Here is a 23864-nt window from a genome sequence, read left to right as displayed (position 1 = left end):
TGCGGTCGCAACCCAGTGACCGCCGCGTGCAGCGTCATGGAAAAGAAGGTCACCCTGATGAGGACGAAAAGCGCGCTCCCGCCGAAGAAGTCCGGACGTCGACGGGGTCTCACCGCCGCCGCGCTGGCCCTGTCCGGCCTGCTCACCCTCACCGCCTGCGGATCCAATTCCAGTACCGACACCTCCACGTCCAACGCTCCCGCCGGTGGCGGGGGGAACGGGACGGTCGGTGTCATCCTCCCCGAGACGGCCACCTCGGCCCGCTGGGAATCCTTCGACAAGCCCCTGCTGCGAAGCGCCTTGAACCAGGCCGGATTCGACGCCGACGTGCAGAACGCGCAGGGTGACGTCCAGAAGTTCACCACCCTCGCCGACGGCATGATCGCCAAGGGCGTGAAGGTCCTGGTGATCGCCGCCATCAACAGCGAGGTCGGCAGCGCCGTCGCGGCGAAGGCCAAGAAGGCCGGCATCCCGACCATCGACTACGACCGCCTCAACCTCGGCGGATCCTCCGACTACTACGTGTCCTTCGACAATGTGAAGGTCGGTGAGCTGCAGGGCCAGGGAATGGCGACCGCGCTCAAGGACAAGCCGGGCGCGCAGGTCGTCGAGATCGAGGGCGCGCCGACCGACAACAACGCCACCCTCTTCCACCAGGGCCAGCAGAAAGCCCTGCAGCCCCTGTACGATTCGGGCGCGCTGAAGCTGGTGCGCAGCCAGCCCATCGACGACTGGAACAACCAGAAGGGCGGCACCACCTTCGAGCAGATCCTCACCGGCAACGGCGGCAAGGTCGACGGCGTGGTCGCCGCCAATGACGGCCTGGCGGGCGCGGTGATCACCGTGCTGAAGAAGAACGGCCTCAATGGCAAGGTGCCGGTGACCGGTCAGGACGCCACCGTCGACGGGCTCAAGGCGGTGTTGCGCGGGGACCAGTACATGACCGTGTTCAAGCCCATCAAGGAGGAGGCGGAGAACGCGGCGAAACTCGCCGTCGCACTCGCCAAGGGCGACAAGGCCGCCGCGGACGCGCTGGCGCAGGCCGTGAGCCAGGACCCCAAGGGCAAGCGGGACGTGAAATCCATACTGCTGCAACCGCAACCGATCACCAAGACCGAGGTCAAGCAGGTGGTGGACTCCGGCTTCGTGAAGGCCGGCGACGTCTGCTCCGGCGACGTGAAGTCCGCCTGCTCCACGCTCGGCATCGCCTGAGGATCGCCGCGCATGAGCGGTCAAGCGCGGAGGAGGCGGCGCAGCGTAACCACGCAGCGCTCCGGTCATGCGCGAAAGGACACAGCATGAATGAGCCGCTGCTCCGGATCACCGGCCTGAACAAGAGTTTCGGACCGGTGCACGTGCTGCACGACGTGGACCTCACCGTGCCGGCGGGCGAGGTCACCGCACTCGTCGGTGACAATGGCGCGGGCAAATCCACGCTGGTGAAATGTGTCGCCGGAATCCACGCCGCCGATTCGGGCGAGGTGCGATTCCGGGGCGAACCCGTTCACCTGCGTGGCGCCAAGGACGCGGCGGCGCTCGGCATCGAGGTCGTCTACCAGGACCTGGCCCTGGCCGACAATCTCGACATCGTGGCCAACATGTTCCTCGGCCGGGAGCGCGGCAAGCCGTGGCTGCTGGACGAGGCGAGCATGGAGGAGGCGGCGCGGCGCACCCTGGCCTCGTTGGGGGTGCGCACCGTGAAATCGGTGCGCACCCCGGTCGCGGCGCTCTCCGGCGGGCAACGCCAGACCGTGGCGATCGCCAAAGCCGTGCTGTGGAACAGCAATCTGGTGCTGCTCGACGAACCCACCGCGGCGCTCGGCGTCGCGCAGACGCGACAGGTGTTGGATCTGGTGCGGCGGCTGGCCGAACAGGGGCTCGGCGTGGTGTTGATCAGCCACAACCTGGCCGACGTGTTCGAGGTCGCGGATCGGATCGCGGTGCTGTACCTGGGGCGGATGGCCGCGCAGGTGCGGACCGCCGATGTCACCACCGGGCAGGTGGTGGAGTTGATCACCGCCGGGCGCTCGGGGGAGCTGGGGTTGGCGCGGCCGGAAGCGGTGGCGTTGTGAGCGAGGAATCCACCGGTATGACCAATGTTTCGGAAGCGATGGCCGAATCCGGTACCGCCGTGACCGACTTCGGAATCGACACCACGACGCTGTCTGTGCGAGAAGCCCTGAGTGACTACATGGCTCGGCTGCGTGGCGGCGAGATCGGCTCGCTGCCGGCGATTCTCGGCCTGGTGGCCCTGATCGTGTTCTTCTCGGCCCTGTCGGACGTGTTCTTCTCCCTCAACAACATCGCCAACCTGCTGGCCCAGGGCGCGGGGCAGACCATCATCGCCATCGGGATCGTGTTCGTGCTGCTGATCGGCGAGATCGATCTGTCGGCGGGCACGGCCTCGGGGGTGGCGGGCGCGGTGCTGGCCATGCACTACGTGGAGAACGGGAACCTGTTGACCGGCATGGGGTCGACGGTGTTCTTCGTGTTCAACGCGATGCTGGCGCTGGCGGCGATCCTGGCGGGGCTGCTGCGGATCTGGCCGGGCGTGGCGTTCTCGCTGCTCGGCATACTGCTGACGGTCCTGGGCCTGTCCGCGAATCCGTGGGTGGAGATGCTGCTCGCGGTGTGCGTGGGCGCGGCCATCGGGTCCATCACCGGGTTCCTGATCGCCAAGATCGGGATGCCGTCGTTCGTGGTGACACTGGCGCTGTTCCTGGCGTGGCAGGGCGTGATTCTCCAGCTCATCGGCGAAGGCGGGGTGCTGGGGATCAGTTCCTCGCACGTGCTCGACGCGGTGGCGAACGGGAATCTGTCGACGGTGGGCAGCTGGGTGCTGTGCGTGGTGGCGGCGGGCGGGTACGCCGTGGTCACGCTCGGCGGGCACGTGCTGCGCCGGCGGCGCGGGCTGGTGACGCGGCCGACGGCGCTGGTGGTCGTGAAGGTCGCGGCGCTCGTGGTCTTCGCGGTGGTCGTGACGGCGCTGCTCACCGTCAACCGGTCGCCGAGCTCGCTGATCGTCATTTCCGGTGTGCCGTACGTGGTTCCGATCGTGCTGGTGCTGCTGGTCGCCGGAACCTACGTGCTGACGCGGACCACCTACGGCCGTCACATCTACGCGGTCGGCGGCAATGTCGAGGCGGCGCGGCGCGCGGGCATCAATGTGACCCAGTTGCGGGCCAGCGTCTTCGTCATCAGTTCCGCGTGCGCGGCGGTCGGGGCGATCGTCTACTCCTCGAAGGTCGGTTCGGTGGATCCGCAGGCGGGCGGGCTCAATACGCTGCTGTTCGCCGTCGGTGCGGCCGTGATCGGCGGGACGTCGCTGTTCGGTGGGCGCGGGCGGGTCGCCGACGCGGTGATCGGCGGCGCGGTGCTGGCGGTGGTGTCGAACGGGCTGGGCCTGCTGCGGCAACCGGCGGCGGTGGTGTCCATCGTGACCGGGCTGGTGCTGCTGCTGGCCGCCACCGTCGACGCGCTGTCGAGACGCCGCGTGGCGATGTCCGGCCGGTGAGCCGCGCGATGGTATATCCGAGTTCATGACCGTCGCCCGTCCGGACGAGGTGCGCCGGTTCAACCGGTCGACCCTCCTGCGGCTGCTACACACCGGAGGCCCCGCCACCCGCGCGACCCTCGCGGCCGAACTCGGGCTCAACCGATCCACCATCAAGATGCTCGTGGACGGGCTCGCCGAGGACGGCGTGGTGGAGGAGAAGGTGCCGCGGCTGGCGCGCGGGGCCGGCCGGCCGTCGCTGCTGGTGCTGCCGCAGCCCGAGGCGGCGGTGGTGCTGGCGGTGGACGTGCAGGTCGAGCACGTGGGGATCGCGCTGGTCGGGTTCGGCGGGCAGATCATGGGCCGCAACAGCTGGAATCTGCGTGGGCGGCAACGGGAACCGGACGAGGTGATCACCCACGTCGCGGAATCCTCGGCGGTCCTGGCCGAGGATCTGGGGCTGCGGCCGGTCGCGGCCGGCGTCTGCGTGCCGGGGGTGGTGCGGCGCGCCGACGGGCTGGTGCACAATGCCGCGAATCTGCGCTGGGGCGAGGTGGCTCTCGGGCAGCGGCTGCGGGCGGTGCTGGAGCTGCCGGTGACGGTCGGCAACGACGCCGAATTCGGTGCTCTCGCAGAGCATGTCCGGGGCGCGGGGCGCACCGCCGCCGATGCCGTGTTCGTGTCCGCCGATGTCGGGGTGGGCGGCGGGCTCATCGCCCAGGGCGAGCTGCTGCGCGGGCAGGCGGGGTATATGGGCGAGATCGGGCATATGACGGTGCGGCCCGGCGGGCGAAAGTGCTACTGCGGCAACGAGGGCTGCTGGGAGACCGAGGTGGGGGAGGCGGCGCTGTGCCGGGCCCTCGGCATGCCCGAGCATGGGCCGCGCGGCGCGATCGTGGCCGAACTGCGTGCGCTGGGCGGGGATTGGGAATCGCCGCTCGGCGAGTACCTGGACTGGATGACGCTGGGGCTGGTCAATGTCGTGAACATTCTCGGACCCGAACTGGTGGTGCTGGGGGATCTGTTCACCGCGCTGCCCGGCCCGGCGATCGCGCGGGTGCGCGAGGAGGTGCACCGGCGCAGCATGGTGAGCCGCGCGTTCGGCGGGGTGCGGATCGAGAAGTCTTGTCTGGGACCGGATCTCAAACTGCTGGGCGCGGCCGAGGCGGCGTTCGAGGGCGTGCTGAGCATGCTGTGAGGCGGCGTTCGCAGCGCGTGACGGCTCGGTCCGCGGCGCGTCGGGCGCGGTGTGATTCGTGGTCGGGTGCGAAGTTCGTGTCCTGCTGGCGCGGGCCCGCGCGGTCGGAGTTGAATACAGGCATGGAGCAGCTTCCCGAGGACTGGCAGCGGGGGATCGTCATCGTGGCGCATCCCGACGACATCGAGTACGGGGCCGCCGCCGCGGTCGCGCGGTGGACCGGGCAGGGCAAGGACATTCGCTACGTGCTGGTCAGCAGCGGTGAGGCCGGCATCGCGGGGCTGTCGCCCGCCGAGGCCGGGCCGCTGCGCGAGGACGAGGAGCGCGCCTCGGCCAAGATCGTCGGCGTCAGCTCGGTCGAATTCCTCGGCTATCCCGACGGCCGCATCGAGGAATCCCTCGCCCTACGGCGCGACCTGGCCGCCGCCATTCGCCGCCACCGCCCCGAGATGGTGATCCTGTTCAACTTCGGCGACACCTGGGCCCGCGGCTACGTCAACTCCGCCGACCACCGCGCCGTCGGCCGCGCCGCGCTCGACGCCGTCTCCGACGCCGGTAACGAGTGGATCCATCCTGATATCGCCGATCTCCCGGCTTGGTCCCCGTGCTGGGCCGCCGTCTACGGCGTCGGCGACGGCAGCCACGGTCTCGACGTCACCGACACCGTCGAGGCCGCCGTCGAATCCCTCACCGCCCACCGCCGCTACCTCGAGGTCCTCAGCTCCGAACCCGTCGAGGCCCAGGCCCGCGCCGTCATCGAGATGACCACCGGCCCCAAGGAGGGCTTCCCCGCCGCCCGAGCCCTCAGCTTCGAGCTCTATCGCTTCGCGGGCTGAGCTGGGACTTCGCCGCCCGCCCGGCGACGCGGAACCGGAAGGTGGGTGAGGTTCCGGATGTGTCGGGCGGGTGTGGGACGCTGGCTGCGTGCGAGTAGCGGTGGTGGCCGGGCCTGATCCGGGGCATGCGTTTCCGGCGATTGCGTTGTGTGAACGATTGCTGGCGGTCGGGGACGAGCCGGTGCTGTTCACCAGCCCGCGCTGGTTCGACGCCGCGCGGGAGGCCGGGATCGGGGTGCGGCGGCTCAAGGGCCTCGCGCCTCGGGCCGAGGACGACGACAGTGACGCCGGGGCGCGGATTCATCAACGGGCCGCGCATATTTCGACGGAGATCCTGCCGGACCTGAGCGCCATGCTGCCCGAGCTCGTGGTGTCGGATGTGCTCACCGCCGGCGGCGGGATGGCCGCGGAGCGGTTGCGGCTGCCGTGGGTGGAACTGTCGCCGCATCCGCTGTACCTGCAGTCGAAGGGGTTGCCGCCCATCGGGAGTGGCCTCGCGGCGGGGGAGGGGCTGCGCGGACGGGCGCGGGACTCGGTGCTGCGCGGGCTGAGCTCGCGCGCCGTGCGACGCGGGGAAGTGCAACGTGAGCAGGCGCGGGCCAGTATCGGCCTGCCCGCGCAGGATCCGGGGCCCGATGCCCGGCTGATCGCCACGCTGCCCGCCCTGGAGGTGCCGCGGCCGGACTGGCCGGAGAACGCCCACCTGGTCGGGCCCCTGCTGTGGGAGCCCACCGATCACATCCTCGACCTGCCGCCCGGCGACGAACCGCTGGTCATGGTCGCCCCCTCCACCGCCCAGACCGGCCAGGTCGGTCTCGCCGAGGCCGCGCTGGCGGCGTTCGAGGGCGCGGGCGTCCGGGTTGCCATCTCCACCCTCGACACCCCGCCCACCGACCTCCCGTCCTGGGCCACAGCCGGTTTGGGTCGTCAGGACGAACTGCTGCGCCACGCCTCGGTCGTGATCGGCGGCGGCGGACACGGTCTGCTCGCCAAGACCCTGCTGGCAGGGGTCCCGATCGTCACCGTCCCCGGCGGCGGCGACCAGTGGGAACTCGCCAATCGCGCGGCCCGCCAAGGCAGTTCCCTGTTCGTGCGGCCGCTGACCCCCGAGGCCCTGCGTGAAGCGGTGAAACGCATCCTCGACGACCCCGCCTACCGGAGCGCCGCCGAGTCGGCCGCCGCCGGCATCGCCGACACCGTCGACCCCGTCGAGATCTGTCACGCCGTGGTGCGCTGACACCGCCTGCTCGGCGAGAGCCGGACCAGCTGCGCGAGCTCCGAACCAACCGGTCGCGCACGAGCCGGGCGATCCGGTCGGACCGGTAGGCCACCGGCCGGATCCGGTCGGTGGCGTAGGCTCGCGGCCGTGCGGCTGACGGAGTTTCAGGAGTTGATGCATACCGAGTTCGGCACGGCGCGCGCCGACGCGCTGCTGGCCGATCACGTGCTGCCGTCCATGGGGCGGACCGGCGCGCAGGCCATCGAGGCGGGGGTCGATCCCCGCGATGTGTGGCGGGCGCTGTGCGCGGAATTCGATGTACCGAAGTCGCGCTGGTGAATTCGGGTTACCCGGCCGACTGCTCCGACTGGGTCTTCTTCGCGTAGTGCCGCGTCGCCTTGGCGCGATTCCCGCACGCCGCCATGGAATGCCAGCGGCGGGTGCCGTTCTTCGAGGTGTCCAGGAACCACAGGACACAGTGCGGGTGCGCACACTGCTTGATGCGTTCGGGGGAGTTCGCCAGCAGGTGTAGCAGGTTGTCGGCGGCGAGCCAGGCGGGTAGCCAGGCCGGGTCGGCGACCTCGGGGACCCCGGCCGGGCCGTCAGGAGTCAGAGCGCGGCGGATCCGGCCGTGTGCGAGCACCGCATTGAGACCGTCGGCGATGTGCGGATCGTCCGCGGAGTCGGCCTTGACCACGCGCAGGATCGCCTCCCGCGCGGCGAGCAGCGCGTTCAACGTGTCCTCGTCGGCGGGGGCGTCGAGGTTGTTGTCGGCCAGCCACTGCCGGGCGCCGGCCACGTCGGTGAGCAGATCCTGCGGGCCCGTCTGCGCGATCCAGCGCGTGTTGAGCAGGTCCAACGCGGGCGGTTCACCGAGGTGGGGGCGTGGTTCGGGCACGTCTGAGGGTAACCGGCTTCGTGTCGTCATCGGATCATCCACTCCCTTCTAACCGGACAAATCAACTATAGGGGTTGACGTTGGGTGGCCCCTGCGATTAGCTTCTAACCTGTCAAACCAAAAATATGGGTTAGATCATTCCGAAGGGATTCACCATGACCGCACCCGTCCTCGCCACCGGGCACATCGGCCTCAATGTCACCGACCTCGACCGCTCGGTGTCCTTCTATCGACGCGCGCTCGGCTTCGAACAGCTCGGCGCGGGCGGGGAGGGCGCGCAGCGCTTCGCCTTCCTCGGGCGGGACGGGCAGTTGCAGGTCACGCTGTGGCAGCAGGGCGACGGGGAGTTCTCGGCGAAAGCTCCCGGCTTGCACCACCTCTCGTTCCAGGTCGACACCATCGACCAGGTCCGTGCGGTGGAGACCGCGCTGAAAGACCTGGACGTCGCGTTCGCCCATGACGGCGTCGTCGCGCACGGCGAGGGCGCGGCCTCGGGCGGCATCTTCTTCATCGACCCGGACGGCATCCGCCTCGAGGTGTACGCGCCGTCGGGTGCCGAGCACGCTCCCGCTCCCTCGGGCAGCGCCCCGACCTGCGGGTTCTTCTGAGCAGGAATATCGGACTCACACCGCGGGATTCGCATGACCGCGGCGCCTCCACACCGAACCGAGCCCCCGAACGGAGACGGACATGAACGACATACGGGTCCGGGACCTGCCCGGCGGGGTCGCCTATCACGCCGGGGAACTGGCGGTGCAGCGGCGGCTCGGCCAGGCCGACACCGCGCAGCGGGTCGGCCGGATGATCCGGCCCGACATTCCGGCTGCCGCCGCGCAATTCCTGGCCGAACAGCCGATGATCGTGCTGGCCGCCGCCGATGACGCGGGCCGTATGTGGGCAAGCCAGCTGGCCGGGGCGCCCGGATTCGTCCACGCCGCCGGTGAGCGCTCCATCGAGGTCGAGGCGATGCCAGTAGCGGGCGACCCGCTGGCCGAATCGCTGTGCGGCACAAGGCATGTCGGGATGATCGCGTTGCAACCGCAGACGCGCCGCCGCATGCGGGTCAACGGGGTGATCGCGCCCACCGCGACCGGACTGCGCATCGACACCGAACAGGTGTATTCGAACTGCCCGAAGTACATTTCCCGCCGAGGGGTCGAGGAATGGGTCGCGGGCGGGGCGCCGGAAGTGCGCCGCGGCACGGAGTTGGCTGCCGCGCAGCAGGAGCTCATCGCGCGCGCCGACACCTTCTTCGTCGCCTCCGCCGACGCCGACGGGCACGCCGACGCCTCCCATCGCGGCGGCAATCCCGGGTTCCTGCAGGTGCTTTCCCCGAACCGCCTGCGCTGGCCCGACTATCGCGGCAACTCCATGTTCATGACCCTCGGCAATATCGCCGTCGATGCGCGCTGCGGCCTGCTCGTGCCCGACTGGCGCACCGGGACCACCCTGCAACTCACCGGAACCGCCGAGATCACCTGGGACGAGGCGGTTTTCACGCCCGGCGCGCAATGCGCCATCGATTTCACCGTCACCGAGGTCGTCGAGATCTCGGGTGCCACGCCACTGCGCTGGACCGACCCCGAGCTGTCGCCGGTCAACCCCTGACCCCCGATCCCTGTCAACCCGAAAGGCTCACCGCCATGCGTCCCCCACTGCCGCCCTTCGACCTGGAATCCGCGAAGCAGAAGGTTCGCGCCGCCGAAAACGCTTGGAACACCCGCGATCCCGAGAAGGTCGCGCAGGCGTACACCGAGGATTCCGTCTGGCGCAACCGCGACGAATTCCTCACCGGCCACGCCGAGATCGTCGACTTCCTGAAGCGCAAATGGTCCACCGAGAACGGCTACGCCCTGCGCAAGGACCTGTGGACCTTCACCGAAGACCGCATCGCCGTCCGCTTCCAGTACGAATGGCACGACGACGAGGGCCAGTGGCATCGCAGCTACGGCAACGAACTCTGGGAATTCGCGCCCGACGGTCGCATGTCGCGTCGCGAAGCCAGCATCAACGATGTGCCGATCGCCGAGTCCGAGCGCCGCATCTTCGGCCCGCGGACGCCCGAAGAGGACAACGCGCCCCTTCCCCTGCGATAGCAACAAGATCAAAGAGCTCTCACCGAGGGGAATCCGGACGAATTCCTTGGTGAGAGCTCCCTGATCGTGGCTGCCCGGGGATGCGGACCCGCGCCGAGAAGGACGCGGCAGACCAGCTTCGGGTGGTGAGCCGGGTCAGGCGAGCTGTGCGGGTTCCGGCGGGGTGATGACCGGGGCGTGCGTGGGGCGGGAGGCTCGGGCGTACAGGGCGAAAACCAGTGCGCCCGCCAGGATTCCGGTCACCCCGGCCGTCATCGTCGCGGTGTTCAAGCCGTCGACGAAGGCGTGGCCGGGTGTCTTTCCGGTGCCGACATTGCGGAAGACGGTGCCCAGCACGGCGACTCCCAGCGCCAGGCCCAGCTGTCGCGCGGTATTGATCGCCCCGGCCGCGGTGCCGCTCTGGTGCGGCGGGACCGCCGCCAGGCCCACCGCCACCAGCGGCGGGGCCATGATGCCGACGCCGGCGCCGATCAAGAGATAGCCGGGAATCGTCGCGGTCCAAGAGGATCCGAGGTCGATGAGCGTCAACAGCGTGCTGCCCGCGCCGATGACCACCAGGCCGCCGCCGATCGTCCACTGCGGTGCGACATCGTGCAGCAGCCGGCCGAAGACGCCCGAGACCAGGAAGGCGCACACCGACAGCGGCAGCATGGACAGTCCCGCCCGCAGCGGGGTCAGGTGCAGGTACTGCTGCAGCCACAGCGAAAGCAACGGGCTCGTGGAGAACGCGGCGAAGCTCAGGCCGGCGGCGGCGATCAGCGTGGCGGTGAAGGCCGCCCCGCGCAGCAGGGGGAGCGGCAGCATCGGTGCGGCGCTGCTGGATTCGACGACGACGAACGCCGCCAGCGCGACCACGCCGGTGATCAGCGCCGGCGCGGCCCCGCGATCACCCCAGCCGTGCTCGCCCGCGCGAATGATGCCGTAGGTCACGGCGGTCGCCGCCACCGTGAAGCTCAGCATGCCGGCCAGGTCCACGCGGCGGTCGGCACGGCGTGGCGACGGCCCGAAAGCGATGGCGGACAAGGCGATCGCCAGCGCGGCGATCGGCAGGTTGACGAAGAAGATCCACCGCCACGACAGCAGATCGGTCAACGCGCCGCCCAGTACCACGCCGACACCGGCGGCCGCGCCCGACACCGCGCCCCAGGCGCTGAACGCGATCCCGCGATCGCGGCCGGTGTAGGTGGCGTGCAACAGCGACAGCGTGGTGGCCAGCATGGCCGCGCCGCCGATGCCCTGTGCCGCGCGCGCGGCCACCAGGACACTCGCCGATCCGGCCACCCCGCAGCCCAGACTCGCGGCCGCGAACAAGGCGAGACCGATCAGATAGGTGGGTTTCGCGCCGAACCGGTCGGCCAGCGCGCCGAGCATGAGCAGCAGGGCGGCCAAGGCGAGCGCGTAGCCGTCGATGACCCATTGCAGTCCGGACAATCCGGCGCCCAGATCCGCGGCGATATCGGGCAGCGCGACATTCACGATGGTGACGTCGATGAGGAGCATGAACGAGCCGAGGCACGCGGCCAGCAGCGGAAGCCATTTCCGCATGGGAACCTCCAGGGGGATGAGCGATTTCGTCACCTAGACTGGCCACGAAGGCTGGTATCCCCTAGCTGTACCGCCGTAGGCGAAAGATTCCTCCCATGGATGCTGAACACGCGGATGAATCCGCCATTCTGGATACGCTCGACAAACAGATCATCCACGGCCTGGTCACCGACGCGCGCATCCCGTTCGCCCGGCTCGGCGCGATTCTCGGCGTGTCCGAGCAGACCGTCGCCCGCCGCTACCGGTCGCTGCGGCGGCGCGGCCTACTCCACGTGGCCGGGCAGGTGAATACGGTGCCGCTCGGTCGCACCCGGTGGATCCTGCGCATGCGGACCGCGCCGAATCGGGCGGTCGCATTGGCCGAAGCGCTCGCCCGGCAACCGGACGTGAGCTGGGTTTCCCTGCTGGCCACCGGATTCGAGGTCACCTGCGTGTGCCGGCCGCGATCGGTGGAGCGGCAGGACGAGCTGCTGTTGCGGATGATCCCGCGCGCCACCCAGGTGCTCGAGCTGACCGTGCACGAGGTGATGCGGCAGTTCCCGTTCGCTGAGGAGTGGCCGCGCTACAGCGGGCTGCTCACGGCCGAGCAGCTGCGTGAACTGGGGCCGCGGCCGCCCATGTGGGAGCCGCGGGGGCCGGAGAGATCGGTCCAGCTGTCGCGGGAGGACGAGGCGATGCTGGCCATCCTCGGGCGCGACGGGCGGGCTTCCTACGCGCGGATCGCGGGCGTCACCGGGTGGAGTGCGAGCCGGGTGGCGCGGCGCATGAGCGAGCTCATCGAATCCGGGGTGCTGTACTTCGATCTCGACTTCGCCTTGGAGCGAATGGGTTACGTGTCACGGGCCATGCTGTGGATGCGGGTGCGGCCCGGGGATCTGGAGGCAGCGGGCCGGGCGATCGCCACGCATCCGGAGGTCGCCTTCGTCGCGGCGACCACGGGGACCGCGAATCTGGTGGCCGCGGTGGTGTGCCACGACACCGCGCACCTGTACCGGTATGTCACCGAGTCGCTGGGGGTGCTGCCGGGGATCAACGATGTGCAGGTGCTGTCGGCGTTGCGGATGTTCAAGCAGTCGTCGACGCTGTTGGATGACCGGAAGGTGGGGATCGTGCCCTGAGGCCGGTCAGCTTGCCGATCGGTTGCTACCAGGTGTTTCGCGTGTCGTTCAGCGCGTCGCTTGCATCGAACACCTGTTCGTCTAAGCTCGTCGTCGGAAGTTGTCGGTGCCTCCCTCTAACGTGGGCGCCAACCACAGTATGAGACTCACCCGTTGAGAAGGGGACAGACGATGGCACCTCCGGCTTTCGATCGTGACAAGGCCCTCGAACTGGCGTTGGCGCAGATCGAGAAGGGCTTCGGCAAGGGCGCGGTCATGCGCCTGGGAGAAGAGGCGCGCCAGCCGATCGCGGTGATTCCCACCGGATCCATCGCGCTGGACGTCGCTCTCGGCATCGGCGGCCTGCCGCGCGGCCGCATCGTGGAGATCTACGGCCCGGAATCCTCGGGTAAGACCACCGTCGCACTGCACGCGGTCGCCAACGCGCAGGCCAACGGCGGCGTCGCGGCGTTCATCGACGCCGAGCACGCGCTGGACCCGGACTACGCCCGCAAGCTCGGTGTCGACACCGACGCGCTGCTGGTCTCCCAGCCCGACACCGGTGAGCAGGCGCTCGAGATCGCCGACATGCTGGTGCGTTCCGGCGCCATCGACATCATCGTCATCGACTCCGTCGCCGCCCTGGTGCCGCGCGCCGAGATCGAGGGCGAGATGGGTGACAGCCACGTCGGTCTGCAGGCCCGCCTGATGAGCCAGGCGCTGCGCAAGATGACCTCGGCGCTGAACAACTCCGGCACCACCGCCATCTTCATCAACCAGCTGCGCGAGAAGATCGGCGTTATGTTCGGCTCCCCCGAGACCACCACCGGTGGTAAGGCGCTGAAGTTCTACGCCTCGGTCCGCCTCGACGTGCGCCGTATCGAGACGCTGAAGGACGGTTCCGACGCGGTCGGTAACCGCACCCGCGTGAAGGTCGTCAAGAACAAGGTCTCGCCGCCGTTCAAGCAGGCCGAGTTCGACATCCTCTACGGCTTCGGCATCTCCAAGGAGGGCTCGATCATCGACATGGGTGTCGATCAGGGCTTCATCCGCAAGTCCGGCTCCTGGTACACCTACGAAGGCGACCAGCTCGGCCAGGGCAAGGAGAACGCCCGCAAGTTCCTGCTCGAGAACACCGACGTGCGCGACGAGATCGAGAAGAAGATCAAGGAGAAGCTCGGCATCGGCGCAGACGTCACCGCCGAGGAAGCCGCCGCCGACTTCTGACATGACCTCGCGGGATTCCGAAGGGCCCCGGCGCACCCCGCCGGGGCCCACCCCCCAGCTGGACGCGGTGGAACGCCTCCGCCGCCAACTGGAATCCCGCGACGCCAAGTCCGCCCGCCGCGGATCCCGCCCCACCACGCCTCGCTCCGCCGAGCCGAGCCACGACCTCTTCGGCCGCGACTCCGCCGACCCCTACGTCTCGGCAAGCGGCTGGAACTACGGCCCATCCGGCGGCCACGCCGACGTCTACCACGCCGCCCCCGAACGCGGTTCCACGAGCGATGACCGCTCCACCTGGCGAACCGCCGATGACGCACCGACTTCGTCCGACTCGGCTCGGTCGAACTCCCATACCGCGGATTACGATCCGGAAGCCCCCGGCTCCGCAGGCCCCGAGCAGCGAGCCCGCCACGACAGCGAATCCTCGACCGCGCAAGCGGCTGTCGGTGGGCGCGAACCCGATTCGAAGTCTGCGGCTCCGGCTGACCGGCTGGCTGCGGCACGCGCCGCCTTGGCCGAGGCCACCGCTGTCGCCGCAGCCAATGCGGCAGCGAACGCAGCTGCGTCGGAGTCACGGGGTCGGCGGGGGAGTCGGGAGAAGACGGCCTCGGCGGAACAGTCGAGCACTGCCAGGGATCAGGATGAGGGGATCACCCGCCGCAGGGGACGTCGGGATAGCAGGAACTCGGTTGCGGGGGAAGCGTATTCACGCGATGACGAGTATTCGACTTCGGGGGAGTCGAATGGCCGAGATGAGGAGAATTCGGGTCCGGGGTCGGATGGCGGCAGGCCCGATGCGGATCGGGCTGGTGGACGTGGCCGTCGCGGTGGTCGTCGGCGCGACGAGTACGGGGAACGGGCTGCTGGGGGCGATGGCGCCTACTCCGAGGAAGACGACAGTCGGCGTGGGCGGGGCGGTCGTCGTCGGCGCGGGGCGTATGCGGACCGCGCCGGGGGTGATAGTCCAGATTTCGACGATGATGGGAGTCGTCGCGGGCCGGGACGTCGCCGTGGACGGAATGGGTCCGGTGAGGAGTCGGCCGGATCGGGCGCGCCCGCTGGTGGCGGCACCGAAGCGCAGGCGAAGGATATCTGTCTGCGTCTGCTGACGGACCGGGCGCGGAGTCGGTTCGAGTTGGCTGATCGGCTGGCCGACAAGGGTTTCAACGCCGAGGTGGCGAAGCGGGTGCTCGATCGGCTGACCGAGGTCGGGTTGATCGACGATGCGGCTTTCGCGCAGCAGTGGGTGCATTCGCGGCACACGTATGGGGGCAAGGGGAAGAAGGTGCTCGCCGAGGAATTGCGGCGCAAGGGGATCGCACCCGAATATGCCGAACCGGCACTGGAGGCGATCACCCCCGCCGACGAGCTGACCCGCGCATCGGATCTGGTCCGCCGCAAGGCCGCAACCCTCTCCCCGGAACTCGACCGAGACAAGGCCGTCCGCCGCCTGGTCGCGATGCTGGCCCGCAAGGGCTACAACCCCGGCACAGCGTTCGAAGTGGTGACCACCGAACTCCCGCCCCAACCCACCCCCCGCCGCGAAGCCTCGCCCGCCGCCTCCGAGTCGCCCGCCGACCCGAACCCCACCCACCCCCGTCGCGAGCCCCCCTCCGACGACACCGAATCCGCAACCGAACTGATCCGCACCAAACTCCGCACCCTGTCCCCAACCCTCGACCGCGAAACAGCCACCCGCCGCCTGGTAGGCCTCCTGGCCCGCCGCGGCTACACCTCCGCCACCGCCTACAAGGTCGTGACCACGGAGCTGAACACCGCCGACTTCGGCAGCGGCGCCCCCGATCGAGCCGACCGGATATCCACTGGAACAGCGGCCTCCCCGCGCCGCTCGAAGCTCTCGTCCCCGCCCCCGACCGACTCGGCCGACGATGACGAGCAAGCCCGTGCGGCCGAACTGGTGCGTGCGAAAATCCGCACGCTCCCCCGAAACCTGGACCACGCCAAGGCAACCCAACGCCTTGTCGGTCTCCTGGCCCGGCGCGGCTTCAGTGCATCGACGGCCTACGCGGTGGTGAAAGCCGAACTGGCCGAGGCCGATCGCTCGGGTGACTGATCACAACCGCTGAAGACTCACTTCGCCGGCGCGCGTAGGTAGTCGCGCTGGGCGCAGGAGTTCGGCCGATGTCCACTGGACGGCAGGTCAGTGCAGGACCCCGCCCGGGCGGCGGGTGGACAGCGCGCGGCGCGCATGCCGGTGCCCGGCGTGGCGGAGCGGGCGCTGGGCGGCGAGGTGCGGTGACTCGGGCTCCACAGGTTTCTCCCGGCGGGCGGTGCGCAGCCGGTGTGCGGCCTCGCGGGTGAGGTGGGCGCCGAAGATGGCGGCGAAGCTGGTGAGCCCCGCGAGGAGCGGGGCGAGCACCGTGGCCAGGAAGAGCCCGAAGACGAATTCTCTTCGAGCGCTGACGTCTTCGGTCATGAAATTCAGTATGCGAGCTGGGGGAGCGGCTTGTCCGGCGGTCGGGCAAGCCGCACCGGTCAGTTCGGCGGTTTCTGCAGGGAAACGTCGGACACCATGGCGTCCATGCCGGGCGGGGCGGTGATGGTGCCCGCCGCGACCACGGCTCGGGAGCCGCGTTTGCGGGTGCGCAGCCACTTCTCGACGCGGGTGGCGAGCACGGTCAGCGTGTAGTTGATGATGATCATGATGATGGCGATCACGATCAGCGACGGGATCGGGTTCTGCTGTGCGGCACCGAGTTGGGTGCCCGAGCGCACGATCTCGAGGTAGGTGATCTGGTAGCCGAGCGCGGAGTCCTTGAGCGCCACCACCATCTGCGAGATCAGCGCCGGCATCATGGCGGTGACCGCCTGCGGGAGCAGGATCGAGACCATCACCTGGGTTTTGCGCATGCCCAGCGCCACGGCCGCCTCGGTCTGCCCCTTGGGCAGCGCGCGGATGCCCGAGCGCACGATCTCGGCGATGACCGATCCGTTGTAGACCGTCAGCGCCGTCACCACCGCCGCCAGCGCCAGTTGATCGGAGGGGAAGGCGTTCTGCTTGGCGAACAGGTAGTAGAGGAAGATCATCAGGACCAGCACGGGAATCGCCCGCGAGACCTCCACCACCACGGCCGCGAACCAGCGGATCGCCCGATGATCCGACATGCGCAGAATGCCGAACAGCATGCCCAGCACCAGCGCCAGCACGATCGACAGCGCCGCCGCCTCGAGCGTGCCGCGCAGACCCGGCAGCAGGTAGGTGCTCCAGACCTGGCTCTCGGTGAACGGCTTCCATTTGGCCTCGGTGAACTGCCCCTTGTCGGCGAGCCCCCGGTAGACGAACCACAACACCGCGGCGACAGCGGCGATCGCGATGACCGAATAGATCCGGTAGCGCACCCGGGCGCGGGGGCCGGGCGCGTCGTAGAGCACGGACGCCGCGGTCATCGCGCCACCTCGTATCGTTTGGCCAGCCAGCCGAAGAACAGGCCGGTCGGCAGGGTCAGGATCACGAACCCGAGCGCGAAGATGGCGCCGATATTGAGCACCGCCGCCTCGTTCTCGTTCATCTCCGCCATGAGCAGCGCCGCCTCGCCGACACCGATGGCCGAGGCGATGGTCGAGTTCTTGGTCAGGGCGATGAGCACACTGCCCAGCGGCGCGATGACCGCCCGGAAAGCCTGCGGCAGCACCACCATGCGCAGGTTCTGCCCGAAGGTGAACCCCAGCGAACGGCCCGCCTCCGACTGCCCGAACGGCACCGTGTTGATGCCCGCTCGCAGCGACTCGCAGACGAAAGCCGCCGTGTAGACGCTCAACCCGACGATCGCGAACCGGAAGTTGTTCTCGGAGATGCTGTTCGGCCCCTCCGCCGCGAGCCGCAGCCCGAGCGTGGAGTACAGGCCGATGGAGCAGAACACGATGATCAGCGTGAGCGGCGTGTTCCGAATGATGTTGACGTACAACGTGCCGATCCACCGGGCAATCGGAACCGGCGACACCCGCATGCCCGCGACGACGGTGCCGAGAATCAGCGCCCAGAACCCCGAATAGAGCGTCAGCTTGATGGTCACCCAGAACGCGTCGAGCAACTTGGTGTGATAGTTGGAGATCAAGTCGAACACGACTGCCCCATTCCTCCGATCGGAAAACGAAGCGTGCCAGGTGATTCCGTGAGCGATGTCAGCGGGAAATCACCCGGCACGAATCCGTGGATCAGTACCGGTCGACCTTGGGCGGCTCGGGAACCTGGAAGCCGGTGGCGCCGAACTCCTTCTCCAGCGCGGCCTTCCACGCCCCGGAGGCGATCATGGCGTCGATGGCGTCATTGATCTTGCCGCGCGATTCGGTGTCGCCCTTCTTCACGCCGATGCCGTACTTCTCGACGGTGAACGTGTTGCCGACCACCTTGAGCGCGCCCGGCGACTGCGCCGCGTAACCGCGCAGGATGATGTCGTCGGTGGTGACCGCGTCGACCGCGCCGGACTTGAGCGCCTCCACGCACAGTGAGTAGGTGTCGTACGTGATCAGCTGCACCTCATGGGCGGCGACGTACTTGTCCTTGATGTTCTGCGCCGGGGTGGAGCCCTTCACCGAGCACAGCTTCTTGTTGCCGTTCAGCGAATCCGGTCCGGTGATGTCGGTGTTGTCCGACCGCACCAGCAGCGACTGCCCGGTCTGGAAGTACGGGCCCGCGAAATCGACCTTCTCCTTGCGCTTGTCGGTGATCGAGTAGGTGGCGACGATGAAATCGACCTGCCCGTTCTCGATCAGCGTCTCGCGCTGCGCGGACGGCGACTCCTTGAAGGTGATGTTCTCCGCCTTCACGCCCAGCTTGTCGGCCACGTAGGTGGCGACGTCGACGTCGAAGCCGCTGAAGCTGCCGTCCTTGTTGTGCAGGCCCAGGCCCGGCTGGTCGTACTTGATGCCGATGGTGAGTTTGCCGTCGGCGGCGTGCTGGCTGGCGGTCTTGTTGCTGCTGCCGCCGCACGCGGTGACAGCGAGAGCCAGGGCAGCCACTCCGGCGGCGATCCTGAGCGCGGGGTTGATCCTCATCGAACGTCCTGTTCTCTTGTGGAGTCAGTGGGAGAGGATCTTGCCGAGGAAGTCCCTGGCGCGATCCGATTTCGGTGCGGTGAAGAAGGATTCGGGTTCGGTGTCCTCGACGATCTGCCCGTCGGCCATGAACAGCACCCGATTGCCGGCGCGGCGCGCGAAGCCCATCTCGTGGGTGACGACCAGCATGGTCATGCCGTCGCGAGCCAGCCCGACCATGACCTCGAGCACCTCGGACACCATTTCCGGGTCGAGTGCGGAGGTGGGCTCGTCGAACAGCATCACCTTCGGGCTCATGGCCAGCGCGCGGGCGATGGCCACGCGCTGCTGCTGTCCGCCGGAGAGCTGTGCCGGATACTTGTCGGCCTGATTGGCGATGCCGACGCGGTCGAGCAGCTCCAGTGCCCGGGCTCGCGCCTTGGCCTTGTCGGTGCGGCGCACCTTCACCGGCGCCAGCATCACATTGTCGAGAATTGTCTTGTGCGCGAACAGGTTGAACTGCTGGAACACCATGCCCACGTCGGCGCGCAGCTTGGCGAGGGCCTTGCCTTCCTCGGGCAGTTTCACCCCGTCGACGGCGATCTCACCGGAATCGATGGTCTCGAGCCGGTTGATGGTTCGGCACAACGTCGACTTGCCGGAGCCCGAGGGTCCCACCACGATCACGACCTGCCCCTTGGGCACTTCGAGATTGATGTCACGCAAGACGTGCAGCGAGCCGAAGTGCTTGTCCACATTCCGCATCGAGATCATCGGCGCGGGAGTGCTGATGGAATCGGCCACGTCGGTCATGACCAGTGACCCTAACCACCTTGCGCCCGAAATGCTCGTCTTTGCCGGTCCGGCCCGGGTTGTGCCGAGACTCGACACCCGCGCGTAACCAGCGATTGACGCCGCCGAGACCAGCTCGGCCGGTCGGGCGTTGATTCGGCGACAATTCGGCGACCATCCACGGCACGGCCGCGGGGTCTGGGTGCGCGCGGCACGGACGGGTTTCGGCCGAGGCCCGGACGGGTTTAGGGCCTCCGCCGAGCAGCTATTACCCTGGTTGGGTGAATTCCCCGGCCCGGACCTACGAGGTCCGCACCTACGGCTGCCAGATGAACGTGCACGACTCCGAGCGGCTCTCGGGTCTGCTCGAGGACGCCGGCTACGTCAAGGCCGTGGCCGGCGATACCGCTGACCTGGTCGTCTTCAATACCTGCGCGGTGCGCGAGAACGCCGACAACAAGCTGTACGGCACCCTCGGCCACCTGGCGCCGATCAAGGCCGAACGCGAGGGCATGCAGATCGCGGTCGGCGGCTGCCTGGCGCAGAAGGACCGCGACACCGTGGTCAAGAAGGCGCCCTGGGTGGATGTGGTGTTCGGCACCCACAACATCGGCTCGCTGCCGGTGCTGCTGGAGAGGGCCCGCCACAACGAGCAGGCCCAGGTCGAGATCATCGAATCGCTCGAGGCGTTCCCGTCCACGCTGCCCGCCAAGCGCGAGTCCGCGTACGCGGGCTGGGTGTCGATCTCGGTGGGCTGCAACAACACCTGCACGTTCTGCATCGTTCCGGCGTTGCGCGGCAAGGAGGTCGATCGGCGGCCCGGCGACGTGCTCGCCGAGGTGCAGGCGCTCGTCGAGCAGGGCGTGCTGGAGGTGACGCTGCTGGGTCAGAACGTGAACTCCTACGGCGTCTCGTTCGCCGACCCCGAAGAGCCGCGCGACCGTGGCGCATTCGCGAAGCTGCTGCGCGCCACCGGCACGATCGAGGGCCTCGAGCGGGTCCGCTTCACCTCCCCGCACCCGGCCGAGTTCACCGACGACGTGATCGAGGCGATGGCCGAGACCCCGAATGTCTGCCCGCAGCTGCACATGCCGCTGCAGTCCGGCTCGGACCGCGTGCTCAAGGCCATGCGCCGCTCCTACCGCAGCGCCAAGTTCCTCGGCATCATCGAGAAGGTGCGTGCCGCCATGCCGCACGCCGCCATCACCACCGACATCATCGTCGGCTTCCCCGGTGAGACCGAGGAGGACTTCCAGGCCACCCTGGACGTGGTGCGGCAGGCGCGGTTCACCAGCGCGTTCACCTTCCAGTACTCGATCCGCCCGGGAACCCCGGCCGCGACCATGCCCGACCAGCTGCCCAAGGAGGTCGTGCAGGAACGCTACGACCGGCTGATCGAGCTGCAGGAGCAGATCTCGCTCGAGGGCAATCAGGCGCTGGTCGGTTCGACCGTCGAACTGCTGGTCGCCGAGGGCGCGGGCAAGAAGAACGACAAGACCGCCCGCATGTCCGGCCGCGCCCGCGACGGCCGCCTGGTCCACTTCCGCCCGACCGCGAACCCGGCGCCGGGCAGCGAGATCCGGCCCGGCGACATCATCACCATCGACGTCACCGGCGCGGCCCCGCACTACCTGATCGCCGACGGCGAGGTGCTGAGCCACCGCCGCACCCGCGCGGGTGATGCCCACGAGCAGGGCATCACCCCCAAGACCGCGCCCATCGGCGTCGGTTTGGGCCTGCCGAGCATCGGTGCGCCGGTGGTGGTCGAGACGGCGGTGGCGGGCTGCGGGTCCGCCTGCGGCGAGTAGTCGCACGCCGCGGCGAACGCACGCGATCGGTGGCCGGGCCGGAACCGGTCCCGGGATCGTGGGGGGTCGCTGGTCAACTACGCTGCGTCATAGGGCAGGATCGCGGGAGACGTGCGCCGTCGGCTCTTCGCCCGCGCACGCCGCACCCAGTCACGGCGCGGGAGCGCTACGGCGTCAGCGAGGATCAGCATGACCGAGCAGCAGCCCACCGGCTCCGACGAGCCTCGTGACCGGCCGGAGCAGCCGGAAGACGAAGCAGCACAATCGGATACGGCGTCGCAGCAGGCGCCCGACGCGAACGAGGAGAGCATGAAGGCGGCCGACCACAGTCAGGACTTCGAGCAGTTCCGCGCGGACCTCGAGGCCGTCGAACGCAAGATCGCCGGCGAGATCGACCCGGGCATGCGCGCCATGGTGGTCGCCGGTTCGGTGTTCGTGCTGCTGGCCTCGCTGGTGCTGCCGCACGCGGGCAAGACCCGCGGCTTCGACGTGCTGCTCTACGACACCGTCGCCCAGGCCGACCACATCGGCCTGCCGTCGCGGGTGTTCGTCTGGTTCGTGGTGATCTTCGGCATCGGTTTCTCGGTGCTCGCGCTCATCACCCGCCGCTGGATGCTGGCCTGGATCGCCGTCGCCGGTTCCGCCGTCGGCAGCGTCTTCGGCGTGCTGTCCATCTGGCACCGCCAGACCCCCGGCCTCGGCAACTACCACGGCGCCGGCCCCGGCGCCGGCCTCATCCTGGCCACCCTCGCCATCATCGTGCTGACCTTCCACTGGGTCCGCGTGGTCTGGGCCCGCACCTCGGTCCAGCTGGCCGCCGAGGAACAGCGCCGCTTGGCCGCCGCCAAGGCCGAGGACCAGCAGCGTCGCCGCCTCTTCGGCGAGGACTGAGCAGCGGCACGATATTTCGACAGGCCCGGTCGCAACCGAATCGGTTGCGACCGGGCCTTTTTCGTGGGATCTCCAGCGTTCCGCCGAGCGAGGCGGTCATCGTGTGATTCGCGGGGGCCGTCCTGTTCGATGGCGACTTCGCGGCGCACTGCGAATTCCCAACGGCTTGGATGCCGCCGCGGCCCGGCCCGCGGGAAGGTTGATCGGGTGGCGATGGTGCGAAAGAGGCCCGGCGGCAACCTGATCGGGTTGCCGCCGGACCTTGTTCGACCGGACGTGCGGCGATCGTCCGGGCCGCGACGCGGCCCGGACGATCGGTTTTTCAGCGCTGGCTGACCGCGCCTTCGGCGGCGTCGGCCCATTCGCGCCACTGCTTGGCCTGCTCCAGAGCCTTCTCCGCGTCGCGGGTCTTGCCCGCGGCCTGGGCCTTGGCGGCCTGCTCCTCGAACTGGGCGACGCGCTCGCGGAACTGGGCGGCGCGGGCCATGGCCTCGGGGTCGGTGCGGCGCCACTGGGCGTCGGCGGCCTCGCGGACCTTCTTCTCGATGGCGCGCAGACGCGATTCCAGGTCGTGCATGCGCTCGCGGGGCACCTTGCCGATGGCGTCCCACTTCTCCTGGAGTTCGCGCAGGGCGTTGCGCGCGGCATCGAGCCCCGTCTCGGGGTTGATGTGCGCGTAGGCCTCGAGCAGTTCCTCCTTGAGGGAGGCGTTCTGCTCGAACTCGTGGTCGCGTTCGCTGGCCGCGGAGTTGCGGGCGGCGAAGAACACGTCCTGCGCGGCCTTGAAGCGACGCCACAGCTGCTCGTCGGCCTCGCGCGGAGCGCGACCGGCGGCCTTCCACTCCGTCAGCAGCTCACGGAAGATGGCGGCGGTGCCGGACCAGTCGGTCGAGCCGGACAGTTCCTCGGCGCGGCCGCAGAGCTCTTCCTTGCGGCCCTTGGCGGCGGCGCGTTCGCGATCCAGATCGGCGAAGTGCGCCCCGCGGCGGCGGTTGAACGCCTCGCGGGCCTTGGAGAAGCGGCGCCACAGCGCGTCGTCGACCTTGCGGTCCACGCCGCGAATGGTCTTCCACTCGTCGAGGATCTCCCGCAGCCGGTCGCCGGCGACCTTCCACTGGGTGGATTCGTTGGCGATCTGCTCGGCCTCGGCTGCCAAGGCCTCTTTGCGCTCGGTTTGCTCGTGCCGGGTGCGGTCCTTCTCCTCCTTGGCGTGCGCGGCCGCCTCGTCGGAGTGTTCGATGATGGCCTGCAGCCGGGCGGACAGACCGTCCAGATCACCGATCACCGAGGCCGTCGGCAACGTTTCGGCAAGCGCGGTGGCGGCGGTCTTGGTCTTGCGGGCGTCGGTGCCGGCGGCCAGGCGGGCCTCCAGCAACGCCACCTCGGTGGCCAGATCGTCGTAGCGGCGGCCGAAGTGGGCCAGGCCCTCGGCGGCGTCACCGGCCTGCCAGGAGCCGATCACCCGCTCGCCGTCGGCGGTCTTGACCCAGGCGGTGCCGTCGTCGTCGACCCGTCCCCACTGGCTGGGGTCGCTGACGTTCGGTACCACGACCGGGTGCGGATGCGCGGCGGCCGGGCCGGGCATGGCGTGCGGTTTGGGAGTTTCGGGTTTGCGGCGCGGGCCCCCCGGGCGGGGTGCGGCGGCGACCGCCGGTGATGGCTTGGCGCTCTCGCTCGGGGCAGGCACGGCGGCGCCGGGCTGAGGCGTCGGGGTCGACTCCGGGTGGGTAGCCTTCTCGTTTCCGTTGTTGTCGGTCATAGCTCCTCGT

At 69.2% G+C, this 23864-nt stretch carries 24 protein-coding genes and 1 pseudogene; 17 read left to right on the top strand and 8 right to left on the bottom strand.

What is annotated here, in order from left to right; all coding sequences use genetic code 11:
- The first annotated feature begins 57 nt into the window (after positions 1-57).
- The 7 genes from ACFYTS_RS20530 (at position 58) to ACFYTS_RS20500 (ending at position 7085) form a co-directional block, all read left to right on the top strand.
- Positions 58-1212 carry a substrate-binding domain-containing protein gene (locus ACFYTS_RS20530; protein WP_357282862.1) on the top strand — a complete coding sequence of 385 codons (1155 nt, stop codon included), beginning with the start codon at positions 58-60 and terminating at the stop codon, positions 1210-1212.
- An 86-nt stretch (positions 1213-1298) separates the two neighbouring features.
- Complete coding sequence (locus ACFYTS_RS20525; protein WP_357282864.1) at positions 1299-2072, top strand: ATP-binding cassette domain-containing protein; 774 nt, start codon at positions 1299-1301, stop codon at positions 2070-2072.
- Positions 2073-2089: 17 nt separating this feature from the next.
- The gene (locus ACFYTS_RS20520) at positions 2090-3514 is read left to right on the top strand and encodes an ABC transporter permease (RefSeq protein ID WP_357282865.1); all 1425 of its coding nucleotides are present in this window, start codon (positions 2090-2092) and stop codon (positions 3512-3514) included.
- Positions 3515-3539: 25 nt separating this feature from the next.
- Positions 3540-4691: an ROK family protein gene (locus ACFYTS_RS20515; RefSeq protein ID WP_387306340.1), complete on the top strand. Its 1152-nt coding sequence runs from the start codon at positions 3540-3542 to the stop codon at positions 4689-4691.
- 122 nt (positions 4692-4813) lie between these two features.
- Positions 4814-5527, top strand: a complete 714-nt coding sequence (locus ACFYTS_RS20510; protein WP_387306338.1) for a PIG-L deacetylase family protein — start codon at positions 4814-4816, stop codon at positions 5525-5527.
- An 88-nt stretch (positions 5528-5615) separates the two neighbouring features.
- Entirely contained in the window at positions 5616-6764 is a 1149-nt protein-coding gene (locus ACFYTS_RS20505; RefSeq protein WP_387306336.1) for a glycosyltransferase, read from the top strand.
- A 129-nt stretch (positions 6765-6893) separates the two neighbouring features.
- Positions 6894-7085, top strand: coding sequence for a DUF3046 domain-containing protein (locus ACFYTS_RS20500; protein WP_357282872.1), 192 nt, complete (start codon positions 6894-6896; stop codon positions 7083-7085).
- A 7-nt stretch (positions 7086-7092) separates the two neighbouring features.
- Here ACFYTS_RS20500 and ACFYTS_RS20495 read toward each other — a convergent pair whose 3' ends face one another.
- Complete coding sequence (locus ACFYTS_RS20495; protein WP_387306334.1) at positions 7093-7674, bottom strand: CGNR zinc finger domain-containing protein; 582 nt, start codon at positions 7672-7674, stop codon at positions 7093-7095.
- 125 nt (positions 7675-7799) lie between these two features.
- Here ACFYTS_RS20495 and ACFYTS_RS20490 point away from each other — a divergent pair, with 125 nt between their 5' ends.
- The 3 genes from ACFYTS_RS20490 to ACFYTS_RS20480 all read left to right on the top strand — a co-directional run bounded on the left by ACFYTS_RS20490 (position 7800) and on the right by ACFYTS_RS20480 (position 9740).
- The gene (locus ACFYTS_RS20490) at positions 7800-8252 is read left to right on the top strand and encodes a VOC family protein (RefSeq protein ID WP_387306332.1); all 453 of its coding nucleotides are present in this window, start codon (positions 7800-7802) and stop codon (positions 8250-8252) included.
- Between the two features lie 82 nt (positions 8253-8334).
- Entirely contained in the window at positions 8335-9252 is a 918-nt protein-coding gene (locus tag ACFYTS_RS20485; protein WP_387306331.1) for a pyridoxamine 5'-phosphate oxidase family protein, read from the top strand.
- Positions 9253-9287: 35 nt separating this feature from the next.
- A complete protein-coding gene (locus tag ACFYTS_RS20480; RefSeq protein ID WP_357282878.1) occupies positions 9288-9740 on the top strand; it encodes a nuclear transport factor 2 family protein in 453 nt (150 codons plus the stop codon).
- A gap of 135 nt (positions 9741-9875) precedes the next feature.
- Here the strand turns inward: ACFYTS_RS20480 and ACFYTS_RS20475 are convergent, their stop codons facing one another.
- Positions 9876-11285: an MFS transporter gene (locus tag ACFYTS_RS20475; protein ID WP_387306328.1), complete on the bottom strand. Its 1410-nt coding sequence runs from the start codon at positions 11283-11285 to the stop codon at positions 9876-9878.
- A 95-nt stretch (positions 11286-11380) separates the two neighbouring features.
- Here ACFYTS_RS20475 and ACFYTS_RS20470 point away from each other — a divergent pair, with 95 nt between their 5' ends.
- The 5 genes and pseudogenes from ACFYTS_RS20470 to ACFYTS_RS20450 all read left to right on the top strand — a co-directional run bounded on the left by ACFYTS_RS20470 (position 11381) and on the right by ACFYTS_RS20450 (position 15683).
- Complete coding sequence (locus tag ACFYTS_RS20470) at positions 11381-12403, top strand: Lrp/AsnC family transcriptional regulator (protein ID WP_387306326.1); 1023 nt, start codon at positions 11381-11383, stop codon at positions 12401-12403.
- 171 nt (positions 12404-12574) lie between these two features.
- Positions 12575-13609 (top strand): recombinase RecA, encoded by a 1035-nt coding sequence (recA, locus tag ACFYTS_RS20465; protein WP_387306324.1) that lies wholly within the window; start codon positions 12575-12577, stop codon positions 13607-13609.
- 743 nt (positions 13610-14352) lie between these two features.
- Entirely contained in the window at positions 14353-14718 is a 366-nt protein-coding gene (locus tag ACFYTS_RS20460; protein WP_387306448.1) for a hypothetical protein, read from the top strand.
- Positions 14664-15128, top strand: a pseudogene (gene recX / locus ACFYTS_RS20455) (recombination regulator RecX); the annotation flags it as partial. The gene ACFYTS_RS20460 and the pseudogene recX, both read left to right, overlap by 55 nt.
- The gene (locus ACFYTS_RS20450) at positions 15111-15683 is read left to right on the top strand and encodes a hypothetical protein (RefSeq protein WP_387306442.1); all 573 of its coding nucleotides are present in this window, start codon (positions 15111-15113) and stop codon (positions 15681-15683) included. The pseudogene recX and the gene ACFYTS_RS20450, both read left to right, overlap by 18 nt.
- Positions 15684-15770: 87 nt before the next feature.
- Here ACFYTS_RS20450 and ACFYTS_RS20445 read toward each other — a convergent pair whose 3' ends face one another.
- The 5 genes from ACFYTS_RS20445 to ACFYTS_RS20425 form a co-directional block, all read right to left on the bottom strand.
- Positions 15771-16046, bottom strand: coding sequence for a hypothetical protein (locus ACFYTS_RS20445; RefSeq protein WP_387306322.1), 276 nt, complete (start codon positions 16044-16046; stop codon positions 15771-15773).
- Between the two features lie 59 nt (positions 16047-16105).
- Positions 16106-17017 carry an amino acid ABC transporter permease gene (locus tag ACFYTS_RS20440; protein WP_357282888.1) on the bottom strand — a complete coding sequence of 304 codons (912 nt, stop codon included), beginning with the start codon at positions 17015-17017 and terminating at the stop codon, positions 16106-16108.
- Positions 17014-17694, bottom strand: coding sequence for an amino acid ABC transporter permease (locus ACFYTS_RS20435; protein ID WP_387306320.1), 681 nt, complete (start codon positions 17692-17694; stop codon positions 17014-17016). Before ACFYTS_RS20435 ends, ACFYTS_RS20440 begins: the two co-directional genes overlap by 4 nt.
- A 91-nt stretch (positions 17695-17785) precedes the next feature.
- The gene (locus ACFYTS_RS20430; protein ID WP_357282891.1) at positions 17786-18625 is read right to left on the bottom strand and encodes a glutamate ABC transporter substrate-binding protein; all 840 of its coding nucleotides are present in this window, start codon (positions 18623-18625) and stop codon (positions 17786-17788) included.
- Positions 18626-18649: 24 nt separating this feature from the next.
- Positions 18650-19378 (bottom strand): amino acid ABC transporter ATP-binding protein, encoded by a 729-nt coding sequence (locus ACFYTS_RS20425; protein WP_357096756.1) that lies wholly within the window; start codon positions 19376-19378, stop codon positions 18650-18652.
- Between the two features lie 299 nt (positions 19379-19677).
- On the opposite strand from ACFYTS_RS20425, the gene miaB reads away from it, so the two are divergent.
- Together miaB and ACFYTS_RS20415 are read left to right on the top strand one after the other, a co-directional pair.
- The gene (gene miaB / locus ACFYTS_RS20420; RefSeq protein WP_387306318.1) at positions 19678-21204 is read left to right on the top strand and encodes a tRNA (N6-isopentenyl adenosine(37)-C2)-methylthiotransferase MiaB; all 1527 of its coding nucleotides are present in this window, start codon (positions 19678-19680) and stop codon (positions 21202-21204) included.
- Positions 21205-21513: 309 nt separating this feature from the next.
- Positions 21514-22095 carry a hypothetical protein gene (locus tag ACFYTS_RS20415; protein WP_357283190.1) on the top strand — a complete coding sequence of 194 codons (582 nt, stop codon included), beginning with the start codon at positions 21514-21516 and terminating at the stop codon, positions 22093-22095.
- 322 nt (positions 22096-22417) lie between these two features.
- On the opposite strand, the gene ACFYTS_RS20410 is transcribed toward ACFYTS_RS20415, so the two are convergent.
- Complete coding sequence (locus tag ACFYTS_RS20410; protein ID WP_387306316.1) at positions 22418-23854, bottom strand: DUF349 domain-containing protein; 1437 nt, start codon at positions 23852-23854, stop codon at positions 22418-22420.
- Positions 23855-23864: the final 10 nt, after the last annotated feature.

Source organism: Nocardia sp. NPDC004151 (genome assembly GCF_042874235.1).
Lineage (GTDB): Bacteria > Actinomycetota > Actinomycetes > Mycobacteriales > Mycobacteriaceae > Nocardia.
This window is presented reverse-complemented; position numbering and strand designations above follow the sequence as displayed.

What these genes read in the sequence shown, in the direction of transcription:
- ACFYTS_RS20485 (WP_387306331.1), top strand. Translation starts at nt 8,335, where the DNA reads ATGAACGACATACGGGTCCGGGACCTGCCCGGCGGGGTCGCCTATCAC.
- ACFYTS_RS20415 (WP_357283190.1), top strand. Translation starts at nt 21,514, where the DNA reads ATGAAGGCGGCCGACCACAGTCAGGACTTCGAGCAGTTCCGCGCGGAC.
- ACFYTS_RS20410 (WP_387306316.1), bottom strand. Translation starts at nt 23,854, where the DNA reads ATGACCGACAACAACGGAAACGAGAAGGCTACCCACCCGGAGTCGACC.
- ACFYTS_RS20460 (WP_387306448.1), top strand. Translation starts at nt 14,353, where the DNA reads ATGGCCGAGATGAGGAGAATTCGGGTCCGGGGTCGGATGGCGGCAGGC.
- ACFYTS_RS20490 (WP_387306332.1), top strand. Translation starts at nt 7,800, where the DNA reads ATGACCGCACCCGTCCTCGCCACCGGGCACATCGGCCTCAATGTCACC.
- ACFYTS_RS20480 (WP_357282878.1), top strand. Translation starts at nt 9,288, where the DNA reads ATGCGTCCCCCACTGCCGCCCTTCGACCTGGAATCCGCGAAGCAGAAG.
- ACFYTS_RS20510 (WP_387306338.1), top strand. Translation starts at nt 4,814, where the DNA reads ATGGAGCAGCTTCCCGAGGACTGGCAGCGGGGGATCGTCATCGTGGCG.
- ACFYTS_RS20515 (WP_387306340.1), top strand. Translation starts at nt 3,540, where the DNA reads ATGACCGTCGCCCGTCCGGACGAGGTGCGCCGGTTCAACCGGTCGACC.
- ACFYTS_RS20440 (WP_357282888.1), bottom strand. Translation starts at nt 17,017, where the DNA reads ATGACCGCGGCGTCCGTGCTCTACGACGCGCCCGGCCCCCGCGCCCGG.
- ACFYTS_RS20525 (WP_357282864.1), top strand. Translation starts at nt 1,299, where the DNA reads ATGAATGAGCCGCTGCTCCGGATCACCGGCCTGAACAAGAGTTTCGGA.
- recA (WP_387306324.1), top strand. Translation starts at nt 12,575, where the DNA reads ATGGCACCTCCGGCTTTCGATCGTGACAAGGCCCTCGAACTGGCGTTG.
- ACFYTS_RS20445 (WP_387306322.1), bottom strand. Translation starts at nt 16,046, where the DNA reads ATGACCGAAGACGTCAGCGCTCGAAGAGAATTCGTCTTCGGGCTCTTC.
- ACFYTS_RS20520 (WP_357282865.1), top strand. Translation starts at nt 2,090, where the DNA reads ATGACCAATGTTTCGGAAGCGATGGCCGAATCCGGTACCGCCGTGACC.
- ACFYTS_RS20530 (WP_357282862.1), top strand. Translation starts at nt 58, where the DNA reads ATGAGGACGAAAAGCGCGCTCCCGCCGAAGAAGTCCGGACGTCGACGG.
- ACFYTS_RS20475 (WP_387306328.1), bottom strand. Translation starts at nt 11,285, where the DNA reads ATGCGGAAATGGCTTCCGCTGCTGGCCGCGTGCCTCGGCTCGTTCATG.
- ACFYTS_RS20495 (WP_387306334.1), bottom strand. Translation starts at nt 7,674, where the DNA reads ATGACGACACGAAGCCGGTTACCCTCAGACGTGCCCGAACCACGCCCC.
- ACFYTS_RS20470 (WP_387306326.1), top strand. Translation starts at nt 11,381, where the DNA reads ATGGATGCTGAACACGCGGATGAATCCGCCATTCTGGATACGCTCGAC.
- ACFYTS_RS20430 (WP_357282891.1), bottom strand. Translation starts at nt 18,625, where the DNA reads ATGAGGATCAACCCCGCGCTCAGGATCGCCGCCGGAGTGGCTGCCCTG.
- ACFYTS_RS20425 (WP_357096756.1), bottom strand. Translation starts at nt 19,378, where the DNA reads ATGATCTCGATGCGGAATGTGGACAAGCACTTCGGCTCGCTGCACGTC.